A 17,778-nucleotide genomic window follows, 5' to 3' on the forward strand; every position below is an offset into this window, starting at 1 on the left:
ACGGGGAGCGGGGGGCCTTCCTGGCCGTGGGCGTCTACGTGGACGTCTGGCCGTTTACGTCCACGACCACGACCACGTTGACGTCCACGACCACGTTGACGTCCACGTCCACGTTGGGGGGCGTGGTCGGGGGCGGTCCTAGCCTGTGCGGCCCGCCAGGTTGGCGATCACGGCCGCTAGCTCCGACGCCTCGATCGGCTTGGGCACGTGCGACTGGAAGCCGGCCAGCAGCGCGCGTGTACGGTCCTGGGCGCTCGCGTACGCGGTCAGCGCCGCGGCGGGGATGCGCCCTCCCTGCTCGGGGCTCTGCGCGCGCAGGCGACGGATCAGGCTGTAGCCGTCCTCCCCGGGCATCCCGAGATCGCTCAGGATCACGTCGGGCTTCTCGCGCTCGATCGCGGACAGCGCCTCGTCGACCGTCGCGACCGCGGTGATGCTCGCCCCCTTGCGCTCCAGCACCGTGGTCACGAGCTCCCGCGCGTCCGGCTCGTCGTCGACCATCAGCACCCGGACGCCCTGGAGCGTCGGCTCCAGCTCGTTGGACAGAGGGACCAGCCCATCGGCCCTCCGGAGCGCCGCGATGGCGCCCCGGGGCGCGAGCGGGATGTCCACCGTGAACGTCGCGCCCTTGCCGTCCCCGGCGCTCTCCGCCTTCACGGTGCCGCCGTGGAGCTCGATGAGGTGGCGGGCGATCGCAAGGCCGAGCCCGAGCCCGCTGTGCGGCCGCGTGCTCGTGCTGTCGGCCTGGCGGAAGCGGTCGAACACGTACGGCAGGAACTCCGGCACGATGCCCTGGCCCGTGTCGCTCACCTGGATGCGGGCCAGGCCCTCGGCCCTGCCGAGCAGGATCGAGACCTTGCCGCCGCGCGGGGTGAACTTGATCGCGTTCGACAGGAGGTTCCACACCACCTGCTGCAGCCGCGTCTGGTCGCCCGAGATCGGCCCCGCGTTCGGGTCGAGCTGCACGAGCAGCTCGATCCCCTTCGCGTCCGCGCCGTGGCGGACCGCGTCGATGGCGGCGTTGATGATCGGCGGCAGGTCGACCAGCATCACGTCGAGCCGCAGCTTGCCGGTGATGATGCGGGAGGCGTCGAGGAGGTCCTCGACGAGCTGCGCCTGGAGCGTGCCGTTGCGCTCGATCGCCTCCAGCGCGCGGACGTGCGTGTCCGGCTTCAGCGAGCCCTGCCGCAGCATGCGCGCCCAGCCGAGGATCGCGGTGAGCGGGGTCCTGAGCTCGTGCGAGAGCGTCGCGAGGAACTCGTCCTTGGCGCGGTTGACCTGCTGCGACTCGCGGTAGAGCTGGGCGTTGTCGAGCGCGAGCGCGGCGAAGTTGCAGAGCTCCTCGGCGAGCGCGAGATCCTCGACGGTGTAGCGCCGGCTCGACTCGGTCGAGAGCAGCGTGATCGCCCCGCGCGTCCGGTCCCGGGCGCGCAGCGGCACGATCATCGCCGAGCGGACGCCGAGCTCCCGGAGCAGCGCGAGGTACGCCGGGTCGTGCGCGCCGGACCAGCACTCGTTGCCGGGCTTCAGCGACGCGGCGCGCTGCCACGCCATGCCCTCGACCTCGGGGAGCAGGAGCGACTCGCCGCACCGGAGCACCGCGTGCACCGCGCGCGGCACCTCGGGATCCGTCGGGTAGCGGGCCGGGAGATCCCGCCCCAGCGCCTTCTTCGTGTCGCTCGCGTGCACGGCCGCGAGCCGGCCCAGCGAGCCGTCCGGCTCGACGATGTCCACCACCGTGGCGTCGGCGATGTGCGGCACCGCGAGGCGGGCGACGTTGGCCAGCGTGCTCTCGTAGTCGAGGCCCGACAGCGCGAGCTGCCGGCTCGCCTCGCCGATGAAGTAGCGCCGCTTGTCGGCGAGCCGCTTCTCGGTCACGTCGCGGAAGACCAGCACGAGCCCGACGAGCTCGCCCTCCTCGCTCCGGATCGGCGCGCCGTTCGAGTCGATCGCGAGCTCCGAGCCGTCCTTGCGCAGCAGCAGCGTGGTGTCGTCGAGCCCGATGATGCCGCCGTGGCGCAGCACCTCGGTGACGGGGTTGTCGAGGTCGTGGCGCGTCTGCTCGGAGATGATCCGGAAGACATCGGACAGGCGGCGGTCCTTCGCCTCGTCGAGCGTCCAGCCGGTCAGCGTCTCGGCCACGGCGTTCATGAAGTCGATCCGCCCGGTGCCGTCGGTCGAGATCACCGCGTCGCCGATGCTCTTCAGGGTGGTCGAGAACTTGGTCTTGCTGACCCGGAGGTCCGCCTCGAGCTGCTTGAACTGGGTGATGTCGGCGAAGATGGACACCGCGCCGAGCATCTCGCCCTCCGGCGAGAAGAGCGGCGCGCAGCTGCCGAGCAGCATCCCGTGGGTGCCGTCGAAGCGCTGGAAGTGGATCTCCTCCGCGGGGACGGTCTCCTTGCGCGACAGGCACCGCGCCATCGACCAGTCGCCGCCCTCGAACGGCCGCCCGTCGGGGTGGAACGCGCGGTAGCGCCCCCAGCCCTCGACGTTCTCGGCGGTGGAGCTGCCGGCCCAGATCCGCTCGGAGGCGCGGTTCTGGAGGATCAGCTTGCCCTGGATGTCGGAGACGATGATGCCGTGCGGGCTCTCGCTGAGGAGCGCGTCGAGCAGCCCGCGCTCGTGCTGGGTGATCACGCGCAGCCGCTCGACCTCGCGGCGCAGCGCCTCGATCTCCGTGTCGACCGGCGGCACCGACGCCGCGAGCGGCGTGAGCTCGAAGGAGGCGCTCGCGGTCGGATCGAGGCTCACGATCGCGCGGTCGATCTCCATGACCGTGGGGCCGATGAGCCGCCGCTGCTCCGTGGTCGTGGCCGTGTCGTACAGCAATGCCCGCGCCTGCGCGAGCGCCGCGACGATCGGCATGTCCGGGCGTTCGGGCATAGCTCAAGGGATCCCACGGCCGCAGGACGCGAACAAGATGCTACGTGCGCGACCTGACACGGAAATCGCGCCCGTGAACGTGAACTTCTCGCTGGACGGACTCATCCGGTGAGCCGGGGTACGCTCGCATCGCTGGAGGGCGGACGAGGTGCACCCCGGCGGGGTCGGTTGTGCTGGTCGCGTCGGTTGTGGTGGTCGCGTCGGTCGCGTCGGTCGCGTCGGTCGCGTCGGTCGCGTCCGCTGCGTTGGTTGCGTCGGCCGTCTCGGTCGCGCGAGGACGGTCGCGCGAAGATCAGCTGCGGGCTGCCTGGATCTGCTTCACGAGCTCGGGCACGGTCGCGAAGAGATCGGCGACCAGGCCGTAGTCGGCGACCTGGAAGATGGGCGCGTCGGCGTCCTTGTTGATGGCGACGATGACCTTCGAGCCCTTCATCCCGGCGAGGTGCTGGATGGCGCCCGAGATGCCGACGGCGACGTAGAGCGAGGGGGCGACGACCTTGCCCGTCTGGCCGACCTGGAGGTCGCTGGCGGCGTAGCCGGCGTCGCACGCGGCGCGGCTGGCGCCGACGGCGGCGCCGAGGACGTCGGCGAGCGGGTCGAGGACCTCGTTGAAGCGCTCCTTCAGGGCGCGGCCGCCGGAGACGACGACCTTGGCCTCGGTCAGCTCGGGGCGCTCGCTCTTCACCTGGTCGAAGGAGACGAACTCGACGCGCTCGGCCGCCGCGCTCGGCGGGACGACCGCGACCTGCTCGATCGGCGACGTCGACCCGGTGGGCTCGGCGGCGGCGAACGCGCTCTGGCGGACGCTCACGACCTGGACGGGGGTCGAGACGGTGCAGACGCCGTACGCGTTGCCGGCGTACATGGGGCGCTTGTACTTGAGCTTGCCCCCCTCGGGGAGGAGCTCGGAGATGTCGCTCGCGAACCCTGCCGAGAGCCGCGCCGCGACGCGCGGGAGCAGGTCCTTGCCGTAGGCGCTCGCGGTGCCCACGACGACGGCGGCGCCCTTGGCGGCCGCCGCGACGGTCGGCACGTAGCGCTCGGCGACGTAGTCCTTCAGCGAGCTCGCCTGGGCGACGAGCACCTTGGCCGCGCCGAGCGTCGCCGCCTCGGCGGCCGCGTCGCCGAGGGCGTCGCCGATCACGAGGATCGAGTACGTCCCGCCGAGCGCCGCCGCCGCCTGCCTCGCGAACGTGACAGCGGAGTGGGTCGTCTTCTTCAGCTTTCCATCGGCGGCCTCGGCCACCACGAGAACGTCAGCCATGATCCCTCCTGCACGACCCGCCGCTGCGGGTCGGGGTCCGCGTCGGCGGCACCCTCGATGTCTTCGACCTCTTGTCGCGTCCGGTCTTGTCCCTGCTGCGTCCCGTCAGATGGCCTTCGCCTCGTTCTTGAGGCGCGAGACGAGCTCGCTGACGTCCTTCACCTTGATGCCCGCCTTGCGCGCGGGGGGCGGCTGGAACGCGCTGTACTGGACCTTGAGCGCCTGGTCCGCGGCGAGGTCGGCGAGCTTCACCTCGGCGAGGGGCTTCTTCTTGGCGGCCATGATCGCGGGGAGCGCCGCGAAGCGGACGCCGTCGTTGTACTTGAACGCGGGCGCCGTCTTCTGGGAGTAGACGCTGGTCGGCGCGACGATGCGCAGGTCGACGGTGACGACGGCCGGCAGGCGCACGCGGAGGGTGGAGACGCCGCCGTCGACCTCGCGGCCGACGAGGAGCGCGCCCTTCTCTTCCTTGATGGTCGCGGCGAACGTGGCGAGCGGCCAGTCGAGCAGCTCGGCGAGGATCTGGCCGACCTGGTTGGAGTCACCGTCGACGGCCTGCTTGCCCATCAGCACGACGTCGGGCTTCTCGCGCTCGACGAGCGTCTTGAGGGCGCGGGCCACGAGGTCGCCGTCGAGCTTGTCGTCGGTGACGTCGACCCGGATGGCCTTGTCGGCGCCGGTGGCGAGCGCGGCGCGGAGGGTCTGCTCGGTCTCCTTCGGTCCGAAGGTGACGACGACGACCTCGCCCGCCCGCGTCTTCGGCGCCTTGCCGTCCTCGGTCAGGCGGAGCGCCGCTTCGAGCGCGTACTCGTCGAACGGGTTCGGCTTCCACTCGAGCCCGGTCGTCTCAATTTTGTCCCCGGAAGCGGGGATCTTCACCTTGTTCGCGTTATCCGGATCGGCGACGCGCTTGAGCGGAACGAGGATCTTCACGGCTCGGTGGCTCCTGTTGCTGTGTGGTAACGCAGAGCGTAGTCCGCCTCGGCGAGGACGCGCCACGCATGCGGCAGCCGGGCCGGCGGCCCCATGCGTGGACCCGGCGCGCGCGGCTGAAACAGCACGCCCGAGGCGGAGGGAGCCGGTCATGGCAGCGCCGACGTGGTGCGTCAAGCAGACGCGACGGCCTAATTCGAAGGGCGCGGGCCTGTGAGGGGCCTCGCGGAACGGGGAGAGGCGAGGTGATCCGTTGTGAGGGGGTGGCGGAAGGAGGGTGCAACGACGGCGATCCATCGAGAGGAGGCGGAGAGCGTCGTGAACGTGGTCGTGGTCGTGGTCGTGGTCGTCAACGACACGATCGTTGACGTGAACGTTCTGCCGAAACCTTGGTCAACGAATGAGAGCTGCGACTTCCGGGTGACGTTCACGTTCACGATCGAGCCGTTGACGACCACGACCACGACCACGTTCACGACCACGAGAACGTTGGTGACCGATGGTGGGGGAGGGGGCGTTTACGGATGCGATCCGTTGAGAGGGGGCGGTGGAGGGGGCGCGCAACGGATCTGATCCGTTGAGAGGGGGGTGCCGGAGGGGGCGCAACGGATCTGATCCGTTGAGAGGGGGGTGCCGGAGGGGGTGCGCAACGGATCTGATCCGTTGAGAGGGGGGCGGTGGAGGGGGTGCGCAACGGATCTGATCCGTTGAGAGGGGGGTGCCGGAGGGGGCTCTTGACGGATGGAGTCCGTCAAGAGGGCCCGTCGGAGGGGGGTGGTTAACGGATCGAGTCTGCCAGGAGGGCCCGTCGGAGGGGGGTGGTTAACGGATCGAGTCTGCCAGGAGAGCCCGGCGGAGGGGGCTCGTGACGGATCGAGTCTGCCAGGAAGGCCCGGCGGAGGGGGCTCGTGACGGATCGAGTCTGCCAGGAAGGCCCGGCGGAGGGGCGGCCCCGTCAATCCACGCCAGTCGCCGGGGCTCCCTCGTCGATCGCTGGCTCGCTGGCGTCGGGCGGCGCGCCGCCTTCCACTTCGGTCTCCTCCTTGCCGCCCGAGCGCCGGCGCTCGGCCTTGGCAGCCTCCCGCTGGAGCGGCGCGAGCAGCCGGCGCGCCGTCTCCTCGTCGGCCCCCTCGAGCTCCAGCATCTGGAGGACGCTGCGCACCACCTTGATCCAGCGGTTGCGCGCCCGGAGCTGCCCGCCGGGCGAGTCGGCCGCGCCCGGCCGGTCCTCCGCCGAAAGGTGGATACGCTGCGCGTCGAGCTTGCCGAGCTCGTCGCCCGCGGCGAACCACGCCTGCACCGCCTTGAGCAGGTTGCCCCCCGGCGTCGGCAGCGCCCTGAGCGCCGCCTTGGACTCCGGCGTCAGCCGGTCGCGCGCGAGCTTCACCTCGCCCGCCTCGTCGCTGTAGCTCGCCCCGAGGAACTTGAGCCCATCCGCGAAGAGCTGATCGCGGATCTCGAGGTAAATCGCCGCGTCCTCGGGATCGTCGGCCAGATCGGCGAAGCCGGTGAGCACCGCGTGGGCGCCGCGCGCCTTGCGATCGTGGATCTGATCGACCACGACCTGCCTTTGCTGGATCGCGGAGAGCTCGTCGTTCGCCTTCTTCTGCCGCCGGTGCGACTTCAAGACGCCTTCGTGCGCTTCCTCGATATCGTCGATGAGCGGGGCGCACCGCTTCAGCGACCCGAGGCGCGGCCTTTCGCGCTCCGGGTCGAGCCAGGCGCCGGTGATCTGGACCATTTGACGAGGAGAGAGGTCTTTGAGGGCCATGGTGCCTCCTTGGTTGTCCTCCGGCGACGCGCCGGGGAATGCACCATTCGTCAAGCTCTCAGTCCGGATGGGCAGTGTAAAGCCTCTTTTGCGCGGCGCGAGATTTCGAGTCGGCCCGCGGCGCGTCCGGGAGGGGCGCCGCGGCTCAATTACGGCTCGATTACAGCTGATTCGCGGCTCAAGAGGGGCTCAAGAGGGGAGGACGGTGTTATCGCCTGTAATTGCCTTTTGCGCCGGAAGCTCGGGTGGCCCGGCGCGGAGATCCCTTCAGGCCCCTTCGCTCGGCGGCGGCTCCTCGACGTCGCTCGCCCGCAGATCGCCCCGGAGCCGCCTGCGCAGGTGCTCGTCCATGCGCATGGCGTGCTTCTCGTGGACGCCGAGCTCGGCCGCGACCTTGGCCCAGGAGAGGTCTTGCCAGTACCGGAGCTCGATGAGGCGCGCCTCCCGCTCGTCGAGGCCGCGGAGCGCGGCCCCGAGCGCCTCGAACGCGCGGGTGCGCGCGATGGCGTCCTCCGGATGCGCCTTGAGCCGCTCGCCGGTGTGCGCGACGAAGCGCGCGAAGACGAGCGCGCGGCACGGCTCCAGGAGCTGCTCCCGCGCGTCGGCGTCGTCGTCGCTGAACGGGTCGCTCGTGTCCCGCACCGACTCGGCCGCATCGAGGAAGGCGTCGAGCCCGGCGCGCTGGAACGACGCCTCGCGGGTGATCAGGCGGATGACGGCGCCGGCGACCCGCTTCCAGGCATAGACGCTGAACGGGACGCCGCGGGTCGGGTCGTATCCGGGGCTGGCCTCCAGGAGCGCCTGATAGGCCGCCTGCTCGCAGTCTTCGAGGCGCTGGGACGTCCGCACGCCATGGACCTGCGCGGTCGTGCGCGCGACGTGGCGGGCCATGGGCAGCGCCTCCAGCACGCGCTCCTGGTCAGGGAGAGGTGGAGGCGGGCGCTGGCCGCGGGTCACCGCCGCCCACCGAAGGTGCCGTCGCGGCGCGCCGCCGCCGCCTCGCCAGCCGCGGGCCCGCCGGCGCCCGAGGCGTCGCGGGCGACCTCGCCGCTCTCGGAGGGGACCGGAGGCCGGGCCCGCAGGCGGTCGTAGAGCGGCGCTGCGGCGGGGTGCGTCTTGATGAAGATCGTGAGGAGCCTGCGGTAGTCCTCGATCTCCTCGGGGGAGAGCGCGCCGAGGTACGGGCCGAGCGCGTCGGCGAGGCAGCCCTCCAGGATGGGATCGGCGCCGCCGGGCGGCTCTAGCGCGTCGGGCTCGTCGGAAGCGTCGTGCGTCATGGTGACCTCGAGCAGAGGGGGCCCGCGTGCGTGCGGCGCCCGTTCCTTCTCCTAAATCACTGCCAAGGGGGCGTTTCAGACAAGGAAAGCGACGCGCGGGGATCTTTTGTCCGCGCCCGGCGGCGGGGCCAGGCCGGGCGCGGGCCGGGGCCCTGCGCCGGGGGCCTGGGCCGGGGTCCCGGTGGGCAGGCAACACCTTGATTTAATGCAGGTTTTCATGAATCGACGCGGGGGGTGCATTTTCTTTGTCTGAACCGGCCCCCTGGTCGTGATTTCCATCTCAGGAGACCTCGCTGGTGGAACGCGGCACCTCAGACGGCTCAGGGCGCTCGGGCGGTGCCTGGGATGCGCTGGAAGGGACACCTTACCGGGCGGTCCGGGTGCTCGGGCGTGGGGGCATGGGGGAGGTCGTCGAGGCGGAGCACCGCGCGCTCCGGAAGCGGGTCGTCGTGAAGCTCGTCCGCCGCGCGCTGGCGCACGATCCGCGGTTCGCGGATCGGCTCCAGGTGGAGGCGCGGGCGCTGGCGGCGGTGTCGTCGCCGCACGTGGTGGCGGTCCTCGATCTGGGACAGACGCCGTCGGGGCGCCCGTATTTCGTGATGGAGCGGCTCCGAGGGACGACGCTCGGGGAGGAGCTCGAGCGGCGCGGTCCGCTGCCGGTGGCCGAGGCGATCGATCTGGTGCGGCAGGTGCTGGCGGGGCTCGCGGCGGCGCACCGGGTGGGGCTCGTGCACCGCGACGTGAAGCTCGACAACGTGTTCCTGTGCGCGCCGGGGGCGGCGGCGCCGGGCAGCGCCCGGGTCGCGAAGGTGCTCGACTTCGGCGTCGCAAAGGTGCTCGACGGCGCGGTCGCCGAGGCGGCGCCGGGGGAGGCGCCGTTGCCTTCCGTGCCCGCGCCGGCGTATCCGACCGACGCCGGGCTGCTCGTGGGGACGCCACGGACGGCCTCGCCGGAGCAGGCGCAGTGCCAGCCCGTGGACGCCAGGGCAGATGTGTATGCGGTCGGGCTGCTGATGTATACGCTGGTTGTGGGGCACGGTCCGTTCGCCCATGTCGAGGACACGCTGGCGCTGCTGCGCGCGCACGTCGTGGAGACGCCGGCCCCGCCGTCGCGGTACGCCGCGCAGCCGATCCCGGCGGCGCTGGACCGGGCGGTGCTGAAGGCGCTGGCGAAACGGCCGGAGGAGCGGTTCCAGAGCGCCGAGGCGTTCGCGGCGGAGCTGGGGCGGATCGGGGCGGAGCCGGGGGTGGTGGAAGGGCCGGGCGGGGCGGGGGCGTGGGGAGGAGCGGCGCGGGGGCCGGAGGTGGAGGCGGGGCCGGAGGTGGAGGCGGGGTGGGGGCAGCAGAGAAGGGGGGGGTTTGAGGCGAGGCCGGAGGGGAGCAGCGGGGCGGGAGCCGGCGCGGGCGTGGCGGGGGCGCCGGTGGACGCGCGGCTGTTCGCGGGGCTGACGCTGGCGAGCACGGTGGTGTTCTCGGTGCTGGCGGCGCTGGTGCTGCGCGGGATGGGGGTCCTGTGATGGCGCGGGAGGCGCTGAAGGCCGGGGACGTGTTCCTGGACTACCGGATCACGGAGGTGATCGACGCGGGTGGGATGGGGGAGGTGTACAAGGCAGTGGAGGATTACTCGGAAGATGTCGTGGCGATCAAGTGCATGCTGCCACGGCACCTGAAGAGAGAGGACTTCGCGAGGCGGTTCCGGCAGGAGTGCAAGTTCTATCCGAAGCTGAAGCACCCGAACATCGTGAGGATGAGGAAGGCGGGTGTGTCGCCGGATCACGTGGCGTACATCGTGATGGATTACCTCGAAGGGAGGACGCTGAGGAAGCTGCTCAACAAGGCATATCGGCTGGACTTCCTGAGCGCGATGCACGTGATGCTGCAGGTGGCGGACGCGATGACGTTCGTGCACTCGAAGGGGATATGGCACCGCGACCTGAAGCCCGAGAACATCATGGTGGGGACGAAGGCGGACGCGAAAGGGCACGTGTGGCTGCTCGACTTCGGGATAGCGAAGTTCGCGGACGGCGGAATGAACACCGATGATCTGCCGGACGTGGGGACGGTGAGGTACATCTCGCCGGAGCAGGTGAAGATGCTGTACACGAGCTCGAGGAAGGCCGAGCGCGTGGAGCGGGCGAGGCCGGATGGGCGTACGGACATCTACGCGTTCGGTGCGATTTTTTATGAGGTGCTGACGGGGAAGCACCTGTTCCTGGACGACAGCGAGCCGGCGACGGCGGAGGAGACGCTGACAGGGCACCTGGTGGCGGCGCCGGAGCCAGTGCACGAGATCGTGCCGGATTGCCCCGAGTTCGTGTGGCCGGTGGTGGCGAAGTGCATCGCGATCGACCGCGAGGAGCGGTATCCGCGGTTCGACGATGTGGCGCGGGACCTGCGGGGGCTCTTGAGAGAGACGGTGCCGGCGGGGCACGTGCTGGCGCAGCGGCTGGCGCGGGAGCGGCTGGAGGCGGAGCGGCAGGCGGCGTTCGCGGGGGTGGCGCTGGAGGACAGCGCGCCGGTGGAGGACGAGCAGGGCGCTGCGGGCGAGGAGGAGGCGGGGCAGGAGGGCGGGATGGAGCGAGGGAGCGCGGAGGGCGAGACGCGGGGGCGGCGGGTGGTGCACGGGGAGACGGCGCCGCTGGAGCAGTTCGTGGCGCCGGCGAGCGCGCTGCCGTTCGCGCCGGCGTCGCGCGTGCCGCGAGGGCGGGGGGTGGGGCATACGGAGCCGCTGCCGGCGCTGAAGCCGCTGGAGTCGACGGCGAAGCTGTCCGGGGCGTGGGCGGAGAGGATGGCGCAGCGAGCGGGGGCGGCGGCGATGCCGCAGCCGCCGGCGGAGGTGAGGGCGCAGGCGTATTCGGGGCCGCCGCCGATGCCGGCGGAGGTGAGGGCGCAGGCGTATGCGGGACCGGTGCCGATGCCGCAGCCGCAGGGCGGGGCGCAGGCGTATGCGGCGCCGCCGCCGATGCCGCAGGCGTATGCGGGACCGCCGTCGCTGCCGCAGTCGCACGGTGGGCCGGCGTCGATACCGCAGTCGTATAATGGGCCGGTGCCGATGCCGCAGTCGCATGGTGGGCCGGTGCCGATGCCGCCGTCGTACGGCGGGCCGGCGTCGCACGCGGGGGCGCAGCGGTATCACGCGGGGGCGCAGGGGTATGGGGGACCGCCGCCGTTGCCGGTGATGGAGACGCAGCACGCCGTGCCATTGAGGGAGGCACGACGAGCGGCACCGCAGCGGCCGCAGGAGGTGGAGCTGCCGTACGTAACGCCGCAGCTCCTGGCGACGGAGGCGTCGCGTCCGGGAACGGCGCCGCCGATCGCGGCGCGGCCAGCGGCGCCGAGCTCGGTGACGGCACCGAGCGCGGGGCCGGCGGAGTCGTTGCGGAAAGAGACACCGATGACGCCGGTGGCGGCGCTGCTGACGCAGCCGCGGCGAGCGCCGAGGGCGTACGTGCTGGCGCCGCTGGTGGCGCTGGCGCTGACGCTGGGAGGCGTGGGCGCGGTGCTGGGGCTGCGCTCGGCGCGCGGCACGGCGCCGGAGCCGGTGACAGGAGAGCCGGCGGCATCGGCGGCGCCGGCCGAGAGCGCGACGGCGAGCGTGGCGACGGCAGCGGCACCGCCGGCGGCGCCGCCGCCCGAGGTGAGCGCGGCGGCACTGGCGCCGCTGCCCGAAGCGAGCCCCACGGCGCCCGCGCCGGAGGCGAGCGCGGCGGCGCCCGCGCCGGAGGCGACGGCGAGCGCGGCGGCGAGCACGGCCGAGGCGGCGGTGAAGGCCGGAGCCGTGGAGAAGACGGGGGCGGCAGCGCAGGCCGAGGCGCCTGCTCCCGAGGAGCAAGCGGCGGCGGCGAAGGAGCAAGCGGCGGCGGTGAAGGCAGAGCCGGCGAAGGCAGCGCCTGTGAAGGCAGCGCCGGCGGAGACGGAGGACGACGGGGACTTCTACCCGATGCCGAAGCGTCAGAAGCCGTCGTTTCTGCGGGTGATCGAGGAGCGGAAGAAGGCGTCGCCCGCGAAGCCGGCCGCGCCTGCGAAGCAACAGGGCGCGAAGCCAGCCGGGCCATGCGCCACGGCGGGGTGCAGGCCGTTCTAGTGTGTGGTCGCTGAGGAGAGAGGTCTTCGATGGGCAGCAACAAGGACAGCGACGACATCCGGCAGTACCTTCCGGATCTGGAGAGCATCCGGCGGGAGGCGGATCCTGAGGTTGCGGAGCGGAAGCTGCAGCAGGCGCTGAACAACCCGGAGCTGGACCGTGCGCTGACGGAGATGCAGCAGCAGAAGCCGACAGGGCAGCCGCTGTTCCAGTTCCCGGTGGTGCCTGCGCTGGCCAAGGAGCGAACGGGGCCGCCGCCGTTTCCGGGGCAAGCGGTGCCGCCGCCGTTTCCGGGGCAAGCGGCGCCGGCGCAAGCTGTGCCGCCGCCGTTTCCGGCGACGGCGCAGCAGCCGGCAGGACCGCAGGTGACGGCGGCGCATCAGCACGGGGCGGCGGTGCAGCATGGGGCGGCGGCGGCGCAACACGGCGCGACGATGACGCAGCGAGCGCCGGTGCAGCCGCAGGGCGCGCCGGTGCAGCAGGGCGCGATGGTGACGCAGCGTGTGCCGGTGTTCGGGGGGGCGGCGGCGCCGCAGCGCGCGCCGGTGCAGCAGCACGGCGTGCCGGTGCAGCAGCACGGCGTGCCGGTGCAGCAGCACGGCGTGCCGGTGCAGCAGCAGGGCGCGACGGCGCAGAGCCAGTGGGCGGATCGAGCGCTGCCGCCGATCGACAAGGCGCTGCTGCCGTCGTCGTTGTTGCCGGTGACGCCGCCGCCGGTCGCGGTGCCGAAGGCGCCGGCCGCCACGGAGTCGACGGGAAGGCGCCGGCAGTGGATGCCGACGTGGCTGATGGTGCTGCTGGCGGTCATCGCGGTGAGCAGCCCGTTCGTGCTGGCGATGCTCCTGCGGCGAGAGACGCCGCCGAAAGAGCCGGAGCCGGCGCCGCGGTCGAGCGGGATGCCGGCGCGGAGCACGCAGGCGCCGCCGGAGGCCTCGGAGCTGCTGCCACCGGCAGCGCCGGCACCGGAGGCGCTCGAGCCGAGCCTCGACGACACCGCTCCTGCGAGCGAGCCGCAGGCGCCAGCGCCGCCGGCGCCGGCGCGGCCGACGCGGGTTGCTCCGCACCTTCCGCAGGCGCCGGTCGCGCCTGCGCCCACCGAGAAGCCGCTCGCCGATGACGTGATGGATTGAAATTGCGTGGAGCCATGATGATGAACTGCCGAACCCTTGGTGTGTTGTTCACTGCGGCGACGCTGATCGCTGCACCTGGCATCGCTGCCGCGCAGCCTGCCGCGCCGCAGGAAGCGCCCCTCGTTGGCGCCGATGCGGCGAATCGCGCCGATGCGGCTTATCGACGAGGCCTGCGTCTCTACTCCGACAAGAAGTATGTGGAGGCGGAGGCTGAGCTTCAGTCGGCGTGGGAGCTGAATCCGACGTTCGACGTGGCGTACAACCTAGGGAACACGAAGTACCAGCTGAAGAAACACCGAGAAGCGGCGCAGTACCTTTCGTTCGCGCTGAGGAACTGGCCGCTGATGAAGTCGGCAGCGAAGCTGAAAACGACGGCGGAGCAGCGGTTTTCGGAGTCGCGAGCGCAGGTGGGGGCGCTGGTGGTGACGGCCGGCGCGCCAGGCGCGGAGGTGCTTGTAGACGGCAAGGCCGTGGGGAAGGCGCCGCTGGAAGACGAGGTGTTCGTCGACCCCGGCGAGCACCGGGTGGAGGCGAGGCATCTGGACTACGAGCCGGCGAGCCAGACGGTGAGCGTGGCGAAGGGAGCGACGGCGGAGGTGAAGCTGCCGATGGCGCTGGCGAAGAGCGAGGCGCAGGTCGGGCAGACGGCGGGGGGCGCGAGCGGGGCGGGCGCGGGGGTTGTCGGGCCCGTGGCGGGGCCGCCGGCGGTGCCGGTGGAACCGCTGCCGCCGCCGCCGAAGAGGAGCTGGGTGCCGGTGATCGCGCTGGGGGCGGCGAGCGCGGTGGGGCTCGGCGTGGGCGTGGGGATGACGGTTGCAGGAAGCAACGTGCTCGACGACGTTCACGCGCAGAGGCAGTCGATCAGGAACGCTGGAGGGCAGTGCACGAAGCCGTCGGCGTCGTTCGTCGACGATTGTGCGGAGCTGAGCCGCGCCGGAGAGCGCGTGGACACGCTCGGGCATGTGGCAGGCGCGGCCTACGTTGCGTCGGGTGTACTGGCCGCCGCCGCGTTGACCTATGCGCTGTGGCCGCGTGGAGAGACAAGAACTGCGGGACTGCCGCGCGTAGTGGCCACGGCGCATCCGACGGGCGCTGGTGTTGTCGTGCTCGGTGCATGGTGAAGGGCTCGGAAGAGGACGCGATGAAAACGAAAGCAAGGCGCTGGGTTGCAGCGAATGTTGTGCTTGTCCTCGCTGCGAGCGGTTGTGACGTCGTGTGGAACGACGTGTCAGGGGATTGTGAGCTGATGCTCACCTGCGCGCACTTCCTGCCGGCCGGCAGCGGCGGTGGACCGCCGAACCCCGCGTGTAAGGCGGATCCGACGCAGGACGTGAGCACGCTGACGGACGAGTGCGCGGTGTTCGCGAGCGCGGCGGCGGAAGCGGGGGGAGACGGGACGAAGGCGAGGCCGTACGCGTCGCTCGCGGAGGCGGTGGCGAACGCGGGGAACAAGCGAGTGCTGGCGTGCACGAGCGGTGCGTTCGCGGAGAGCGTGACGATCGAGGCCGGGGTCGAGGTGATCGGCGGCTTCGACTGCGGGGCGGAGTGGGCGTGGAGCGAGGAGGCGCGGAGCGCGATCGAGGCGCCGGCGAACCAGATCGCGCTCACGGTGTCGGAGGCCGCGAGCGGGGCGAAGGTGCGGAGCTTCTCGGTCCGCGCGGCGAGCGCGACGGAACTGGGTGGGTCGTCGATCGGCGTGGCGGTGGCGGACGTCGAGGCGGAGCTTGCGCAGGTGGACGTGACGGCCGGCGATGGGATGGCCGGTGCGAACGGCGAGACGCCGGAGGAGGCGCCGCAGGCGGGAGCCAGCGCGCCGGCGGACGTGTCCAATGCGTGCCCATTCGTCGTCTATGGCGGCGATCCCGGTGCGACGACGTGTGAGGACGGCGAGACGCGCGGCGGTGCCGGTGGACTCGGCGGGACCACGGCTACCGACGAGGGCAACGGGCAGAAGGGGGCGGATGGTGCGCCGTTGCCGGAGCCGAACCCCGACGAATATGGGTTAGGCGGTGCTGGGCAAGCCGGCGCTGCGGGCAACTGCAGACGCGGGGAAGATGGCGCTCCAGGAGCTGCTGGCGTTGCTGGGAAGGCCAGTAATGACACGACGCTGACGCTGGCCGGAATCGAGGGCGGCGACGGCGGCATCGGCATACCTGGAACGCGTGGTCAAGGGGGAGGCGGCGGCGGAGGCGCAAAAGCGGGGCTGTTCTGCGGGCCCGCAGCGAACCCCGTGGATGGCCCCGGCGCCAGCGGCGGCGGGGGCGGCGCCGGCGGTTGCGGCGGCAAGGGAGGCGGAGGCGGCAAGGCCGGTGGATCGAGCCTCGGTATCGTGAGCCTGGGGACGAAGCTTGTGCTGACGGAGGTGACCGTCGCGGTGGGCAAGGCGGGCAAGGGGGGCAACGGAGCCGGCGGGAGAGGTGGTGCAGCTGGAGGCAGCGGCGCGACCGGAGGTACCGCTTCGCCCCTTGGTGGATCCATCGGCTGCCGAGGTGGCGATGGCGGTCAAGGAGGCTTGGGCGGTCCCGGTGCAGGCGGCCGAGGCGGCCACGCGGTGGGCATCGCGTATGGGGTGGCGCCGGGTGCTGCGGTGACGCTGGCGAACTTCATTGGGGGCACAGCGGGCGAAGGCGGTGGCACGGCGCCGGGTGGAAATGCCGGCGAGGTGGGCGTGAGCGGAGAATGTTGGGACTTCACGGGTAATGCGAGCTGCGGCCAGTGAAGTGAGCAGCGCGGTAAGGACGACTGAGAATTATTGAGAGCTGAGCGCAATGCGGAGGAGCGACGGACGAGCACCGTGCTCCGCGAGCAGCTGAGCTGAAGGAGGAGACAAGAAATGGTCGGACGCACCCCGCGCCGGGGTGATAGGGACTCTTTTGTCGCGGAGACGCGGCACGGTGGGCTTCCCGGCGCTGACAACTTCACCACCGTAGAGTGGACTGCCGAAGGCGCGGGCGGAGGGACCGTTGATCTGCTGAGTCCTTCTGCGTCGGGCCGCGAGAGCGGATGTGATCCGACGGTCGCTGAAGGGAGCCCGGCAGCAGGTCGTTTTTGCGCAGCGGGAGAGCTTCGAGGCGCGGCCGGATGGTGGAGCCGCAGTGCCGGAGCGAGCGTCTCCGTGGTACAGGCGGCCCCGCCCGTCCCGCGCGCAGCGCGGGACTTGGGAGGGGCGGACCGCGCGCAGGCCCGGAGGGCCGAGCACGGGCCGGGGGTGGGCAGCATCCTTGTGGCCGTTCTTCTGTGCTGCACACCAGCGCGCGCTGCGTGGGACGACGAACGTGGCTCATCGAATGCCATGGCGTCGAGGACGTACCCAGAATGATGACCAGCCGATCGCTAGCTGTAGTGCTGACCGTTGCGACCTTGATGACCGACCCTGGCATCGCTGCCGCGCAGCCGGCGGCGCCGCCTGTCGCGCCAGGGACGGCGCCTGCCAGCCCCGACGCGGCGAAGCGCGCCGAGGCACTCGTCGACAAAGCGAAGTCGCTCTATCTGGAGGGCAAGTACCAAGAAGCCGAGGCGTCGCTGCTCGTGGCCTGGGAGCTGAACCCGACGTTCGACGTGGCGTACAACCTAGGGAACACGGAGTACCAGCTGAAGAAACACCGAGAAGCGGCGCAGTACCTTTCGTTCGCGCTGAGACACTGGCCGCTGCTGAAGGGTGTGGCGAAGCTGAAGCCGAACGCGGAGAAGTGGCTGGCGGAGTCGCGGGCGCAGGTGGGGTCGCTCAAGGTGTCGGTCACCGTAGCGGGAGCGGAAGTGCTGGTGGACGGCAAGGCCGTGGGGAAGGCGCCGCTGGAAGACGAGGTGTTCGTCGACCCCGGCGAGCACCGGGTGGAGGCGAGGCATCTGGACTACGAGCCGGCGAGCCAGACGGTGAGCGTGGCGAAGGGAGCGACGGCGGAGGTGAAGCTGCCGATGGCGCTGGCGAAGAGCGAGGCGCAGGTCGGGCAGACGGCGGGGGGCGCGAGCGGGGCGGGCGCGGGGGCCGGTGCGCCAGTGGCGCAGCAGCCACCCGGGGCGCCGATAGAGCCGCTACCGCCGCCGCCGAAGCGGAGCTGGATGCCGGTGATCGCGCTGGGGGCGGCGAGCGCGGTGGGGCTCGGCGTGGGGATCGGGATGACGGTGGCGTCGAACAACGCGAGCGCCGATGGGCACGCGCAAGCGGATGCGATCCTCAAGGCGGGTGGTGGCTGCCCGGATGCACCGGCTGCATACAGTCAAGCGTGCTCTGATCTCCGATCGACGGCTTCGCGGGTCGACACGTTCGGGCGTGCAGCCACCGTGGCGTACACGGCGTCGGGTGTGCTGGCCATTGCAGCCGTGACCTACGCGCTGTGGCCGCGCTCGGGGACCAAGGCGTCAGGCAAGGTACGTGTCCTGCCCGAAACGCAGGTCGGTTACGGGGGGATTGTGATGCAGGGGGCATGGTGAAG

Annotated in this window: 13 protein-coding genes; 7 read left to right on the forward strand and 6 right to left on the reverse strand. The window is 71.6% G+C overall.

The annotated features are described in order from the left end of the window. Positions 1-138 precede the first annotated feature (138 nt). The 3 genes from WME82_RS03525 to WME82_RS03535 form a co-directional block, all read right to left on the reverse strand. Positions 139-2,886: an ATP-binding protein gene (locus WME82_RS03525; protein WP_438041669.1), complete on the reverse strand. Its 2,748-nt coding sequence runs from the start codon at positions 2,884-2,886 to the stop codon at positions 139-141. Between the two features lie 292 nt (positions 2,887-3,178). Beyond that, the gene (locus WME82_RS03530; protein WP_437744122.1) at positions 3,179-4,150 is read right to left on the reverse strand and encodes an electron transfer flavoprotein subunit alpha/FixB family protein; all 972 of its coding nucleotides are present in this window, start codon (positions 4,148-4,150) and stop codon (positions 3,179-3,181) included. Positions 4,151-4,255: 105 nt separating this feature from the next. Further along, entirely contained in the window at positions 4,256-5,083 is an 828-nt protein-coding gene (locus tag WME82_RS03535; RefSeq protein ID WP_437744123.1) for an electron transfer flavoprotein subunit beta/FixA family protein, read from the reverse strand. A gap of 255 nt (positions 5,084-5,338) precedes the next feature. Between WME82_RS03535 and WME82_RS03540 the strand changes: the two genes are divergently transcribed. Beyond that, entirely contained in the window at positions 5,339-5,656 is a 318-nt protein-coding gene (locus WME82_RS03540; RefSeq protein ID WP_438041670.1) for a hypothetical protein, read from the forward strand. A 382-nt stretch (positions 5,657-6,038) separates the two neighbouring features. On the opposite strand, the gene WME82_RS03545 is transcribed toward WME82_RS03540, so the two are convergent. From WME82_RS03545 to WME82_RS03555, 3 genes are all read right to left on the reverse strand, one after another. Then, a complete protein-coding gene (locus tag WME82_RS03545) occupies positions 6,039-6,854 on the reverse strand; it encodes a hypothetical protein (RefSeq protein WP_438041671.1) in 816 nt (271 codons plus the stop codon). 267 nt (positions 6,855-7,121) lie between these two features. After that, the gene (locus WME82_RS03550; protein WP_437914703.1) at positions 7,122-7,745 is read right to left on the reverse strand and encodes a sigma-70 family RNA polymerase sigma factor; all 624 of its coding nucleotides are present in this window, start codon (positions 7,743-7,745) and stop codon (positions 7,122-7,124) included. 62 nt (positions 7,746-7,807) lie between these two features. After that, positions 7,808-8,131, reverse strand: a complete 324-nt coding sequence (locus tag WME82_RS03555; RefSeq protein ID WP_438041672.1) for a hypothetical protein — start codon at positions 8,129-8,131, stop codon at positions 7,808-7,810. 296 nt (positions 8,132-8,427) lie between these two features. Between WME82_RS03555 and WME82_RS03560 the strand changes: the two genes are divergently transcribed. From WME82_RS03560 to WME82_RS03585, 6 genes are all read left to right on the forward strand, one after another. Continuing rightward, complete coding sequence (locus WME82_RS03560; protein ID WP_438041673.1) at positions 8,428-9,648, forward strand: serine/threonine-protein kinase; 1,221 nt, start codon at positions 8,428-8,430, stop codon at positions 9,646-9,648. After that, positions 9,648-12,215, forward strand: a complete 2,568-nt coding sequence (locus WME82_RS03565; protein ID WP_438041674.1) for a protein kinase domain-containing protein — start codon at positions 9,648-9,650, stop codon at positions 12,213-12,215. Before WME82_RS03560 ends, WME82_RS03565 begins: the two co-directional genes overlap by 1 nt. A gap of 29 nt (positions 12,216-12,244) precedes the next feature. Then, the gene (locus tag WME82_RS03570; RefSeq protein WP_438041675.1) at positions 12,245-13,345 is read left to right on the forward strand and encodes a hypothetical protein; all 1,101 of its coding nucleotides are present in this window, start codon (positions 12,245-12,247) and stop codon (positions 13,343-13,345) included. A gap of 14 nt (positions 13,346-13,359) precedes the next feature. Then, a complete protein-coding gene (locus tag WME82_RS03575; RefSeq protein ID WP_438041676.1) occupies positions 13,360-14,466 on the forward strand; it encodes a PEGA domain-containing protein in 1,107 nt (368 codons plus the stop codon). Positions 14,467-14,570: 104 nt separating this feature from the next. Beyond that, positions 14,571-16,064: a hypothetical protein gene (locus tag WME82_RS03580; protein ID WP_438041677.1), complete on the forward strand. Its 1,494-nt coding sequence runs from the start codon at positions 14,571-14,573 to the stop codon at positions 16,062-16,064. A gap of 596 nt (positions 16,065-16,660) precedes the next feature. Next, a complete protein-coding gene (locus tag WME82_RS03585; protein WP_438041678.1) occupies positions 16,661-17,776 on the forward strand; it encodes a PEGA domain-containing protein in 1,116 nt (371 codons plus the stop codon). Positions 17,777-17,778 lie beyond the last annotated feature (2 nt).

It is taken from the genome of Sorangium sp. So ce128, from assembly GCF_051525245.1.
Classification (GTDB): Bacteria; Myxococcota_A; Polyangia; order Polyangiales; family Polyangiaceae; genus Sorangium; species Sorangium cellulosum_B.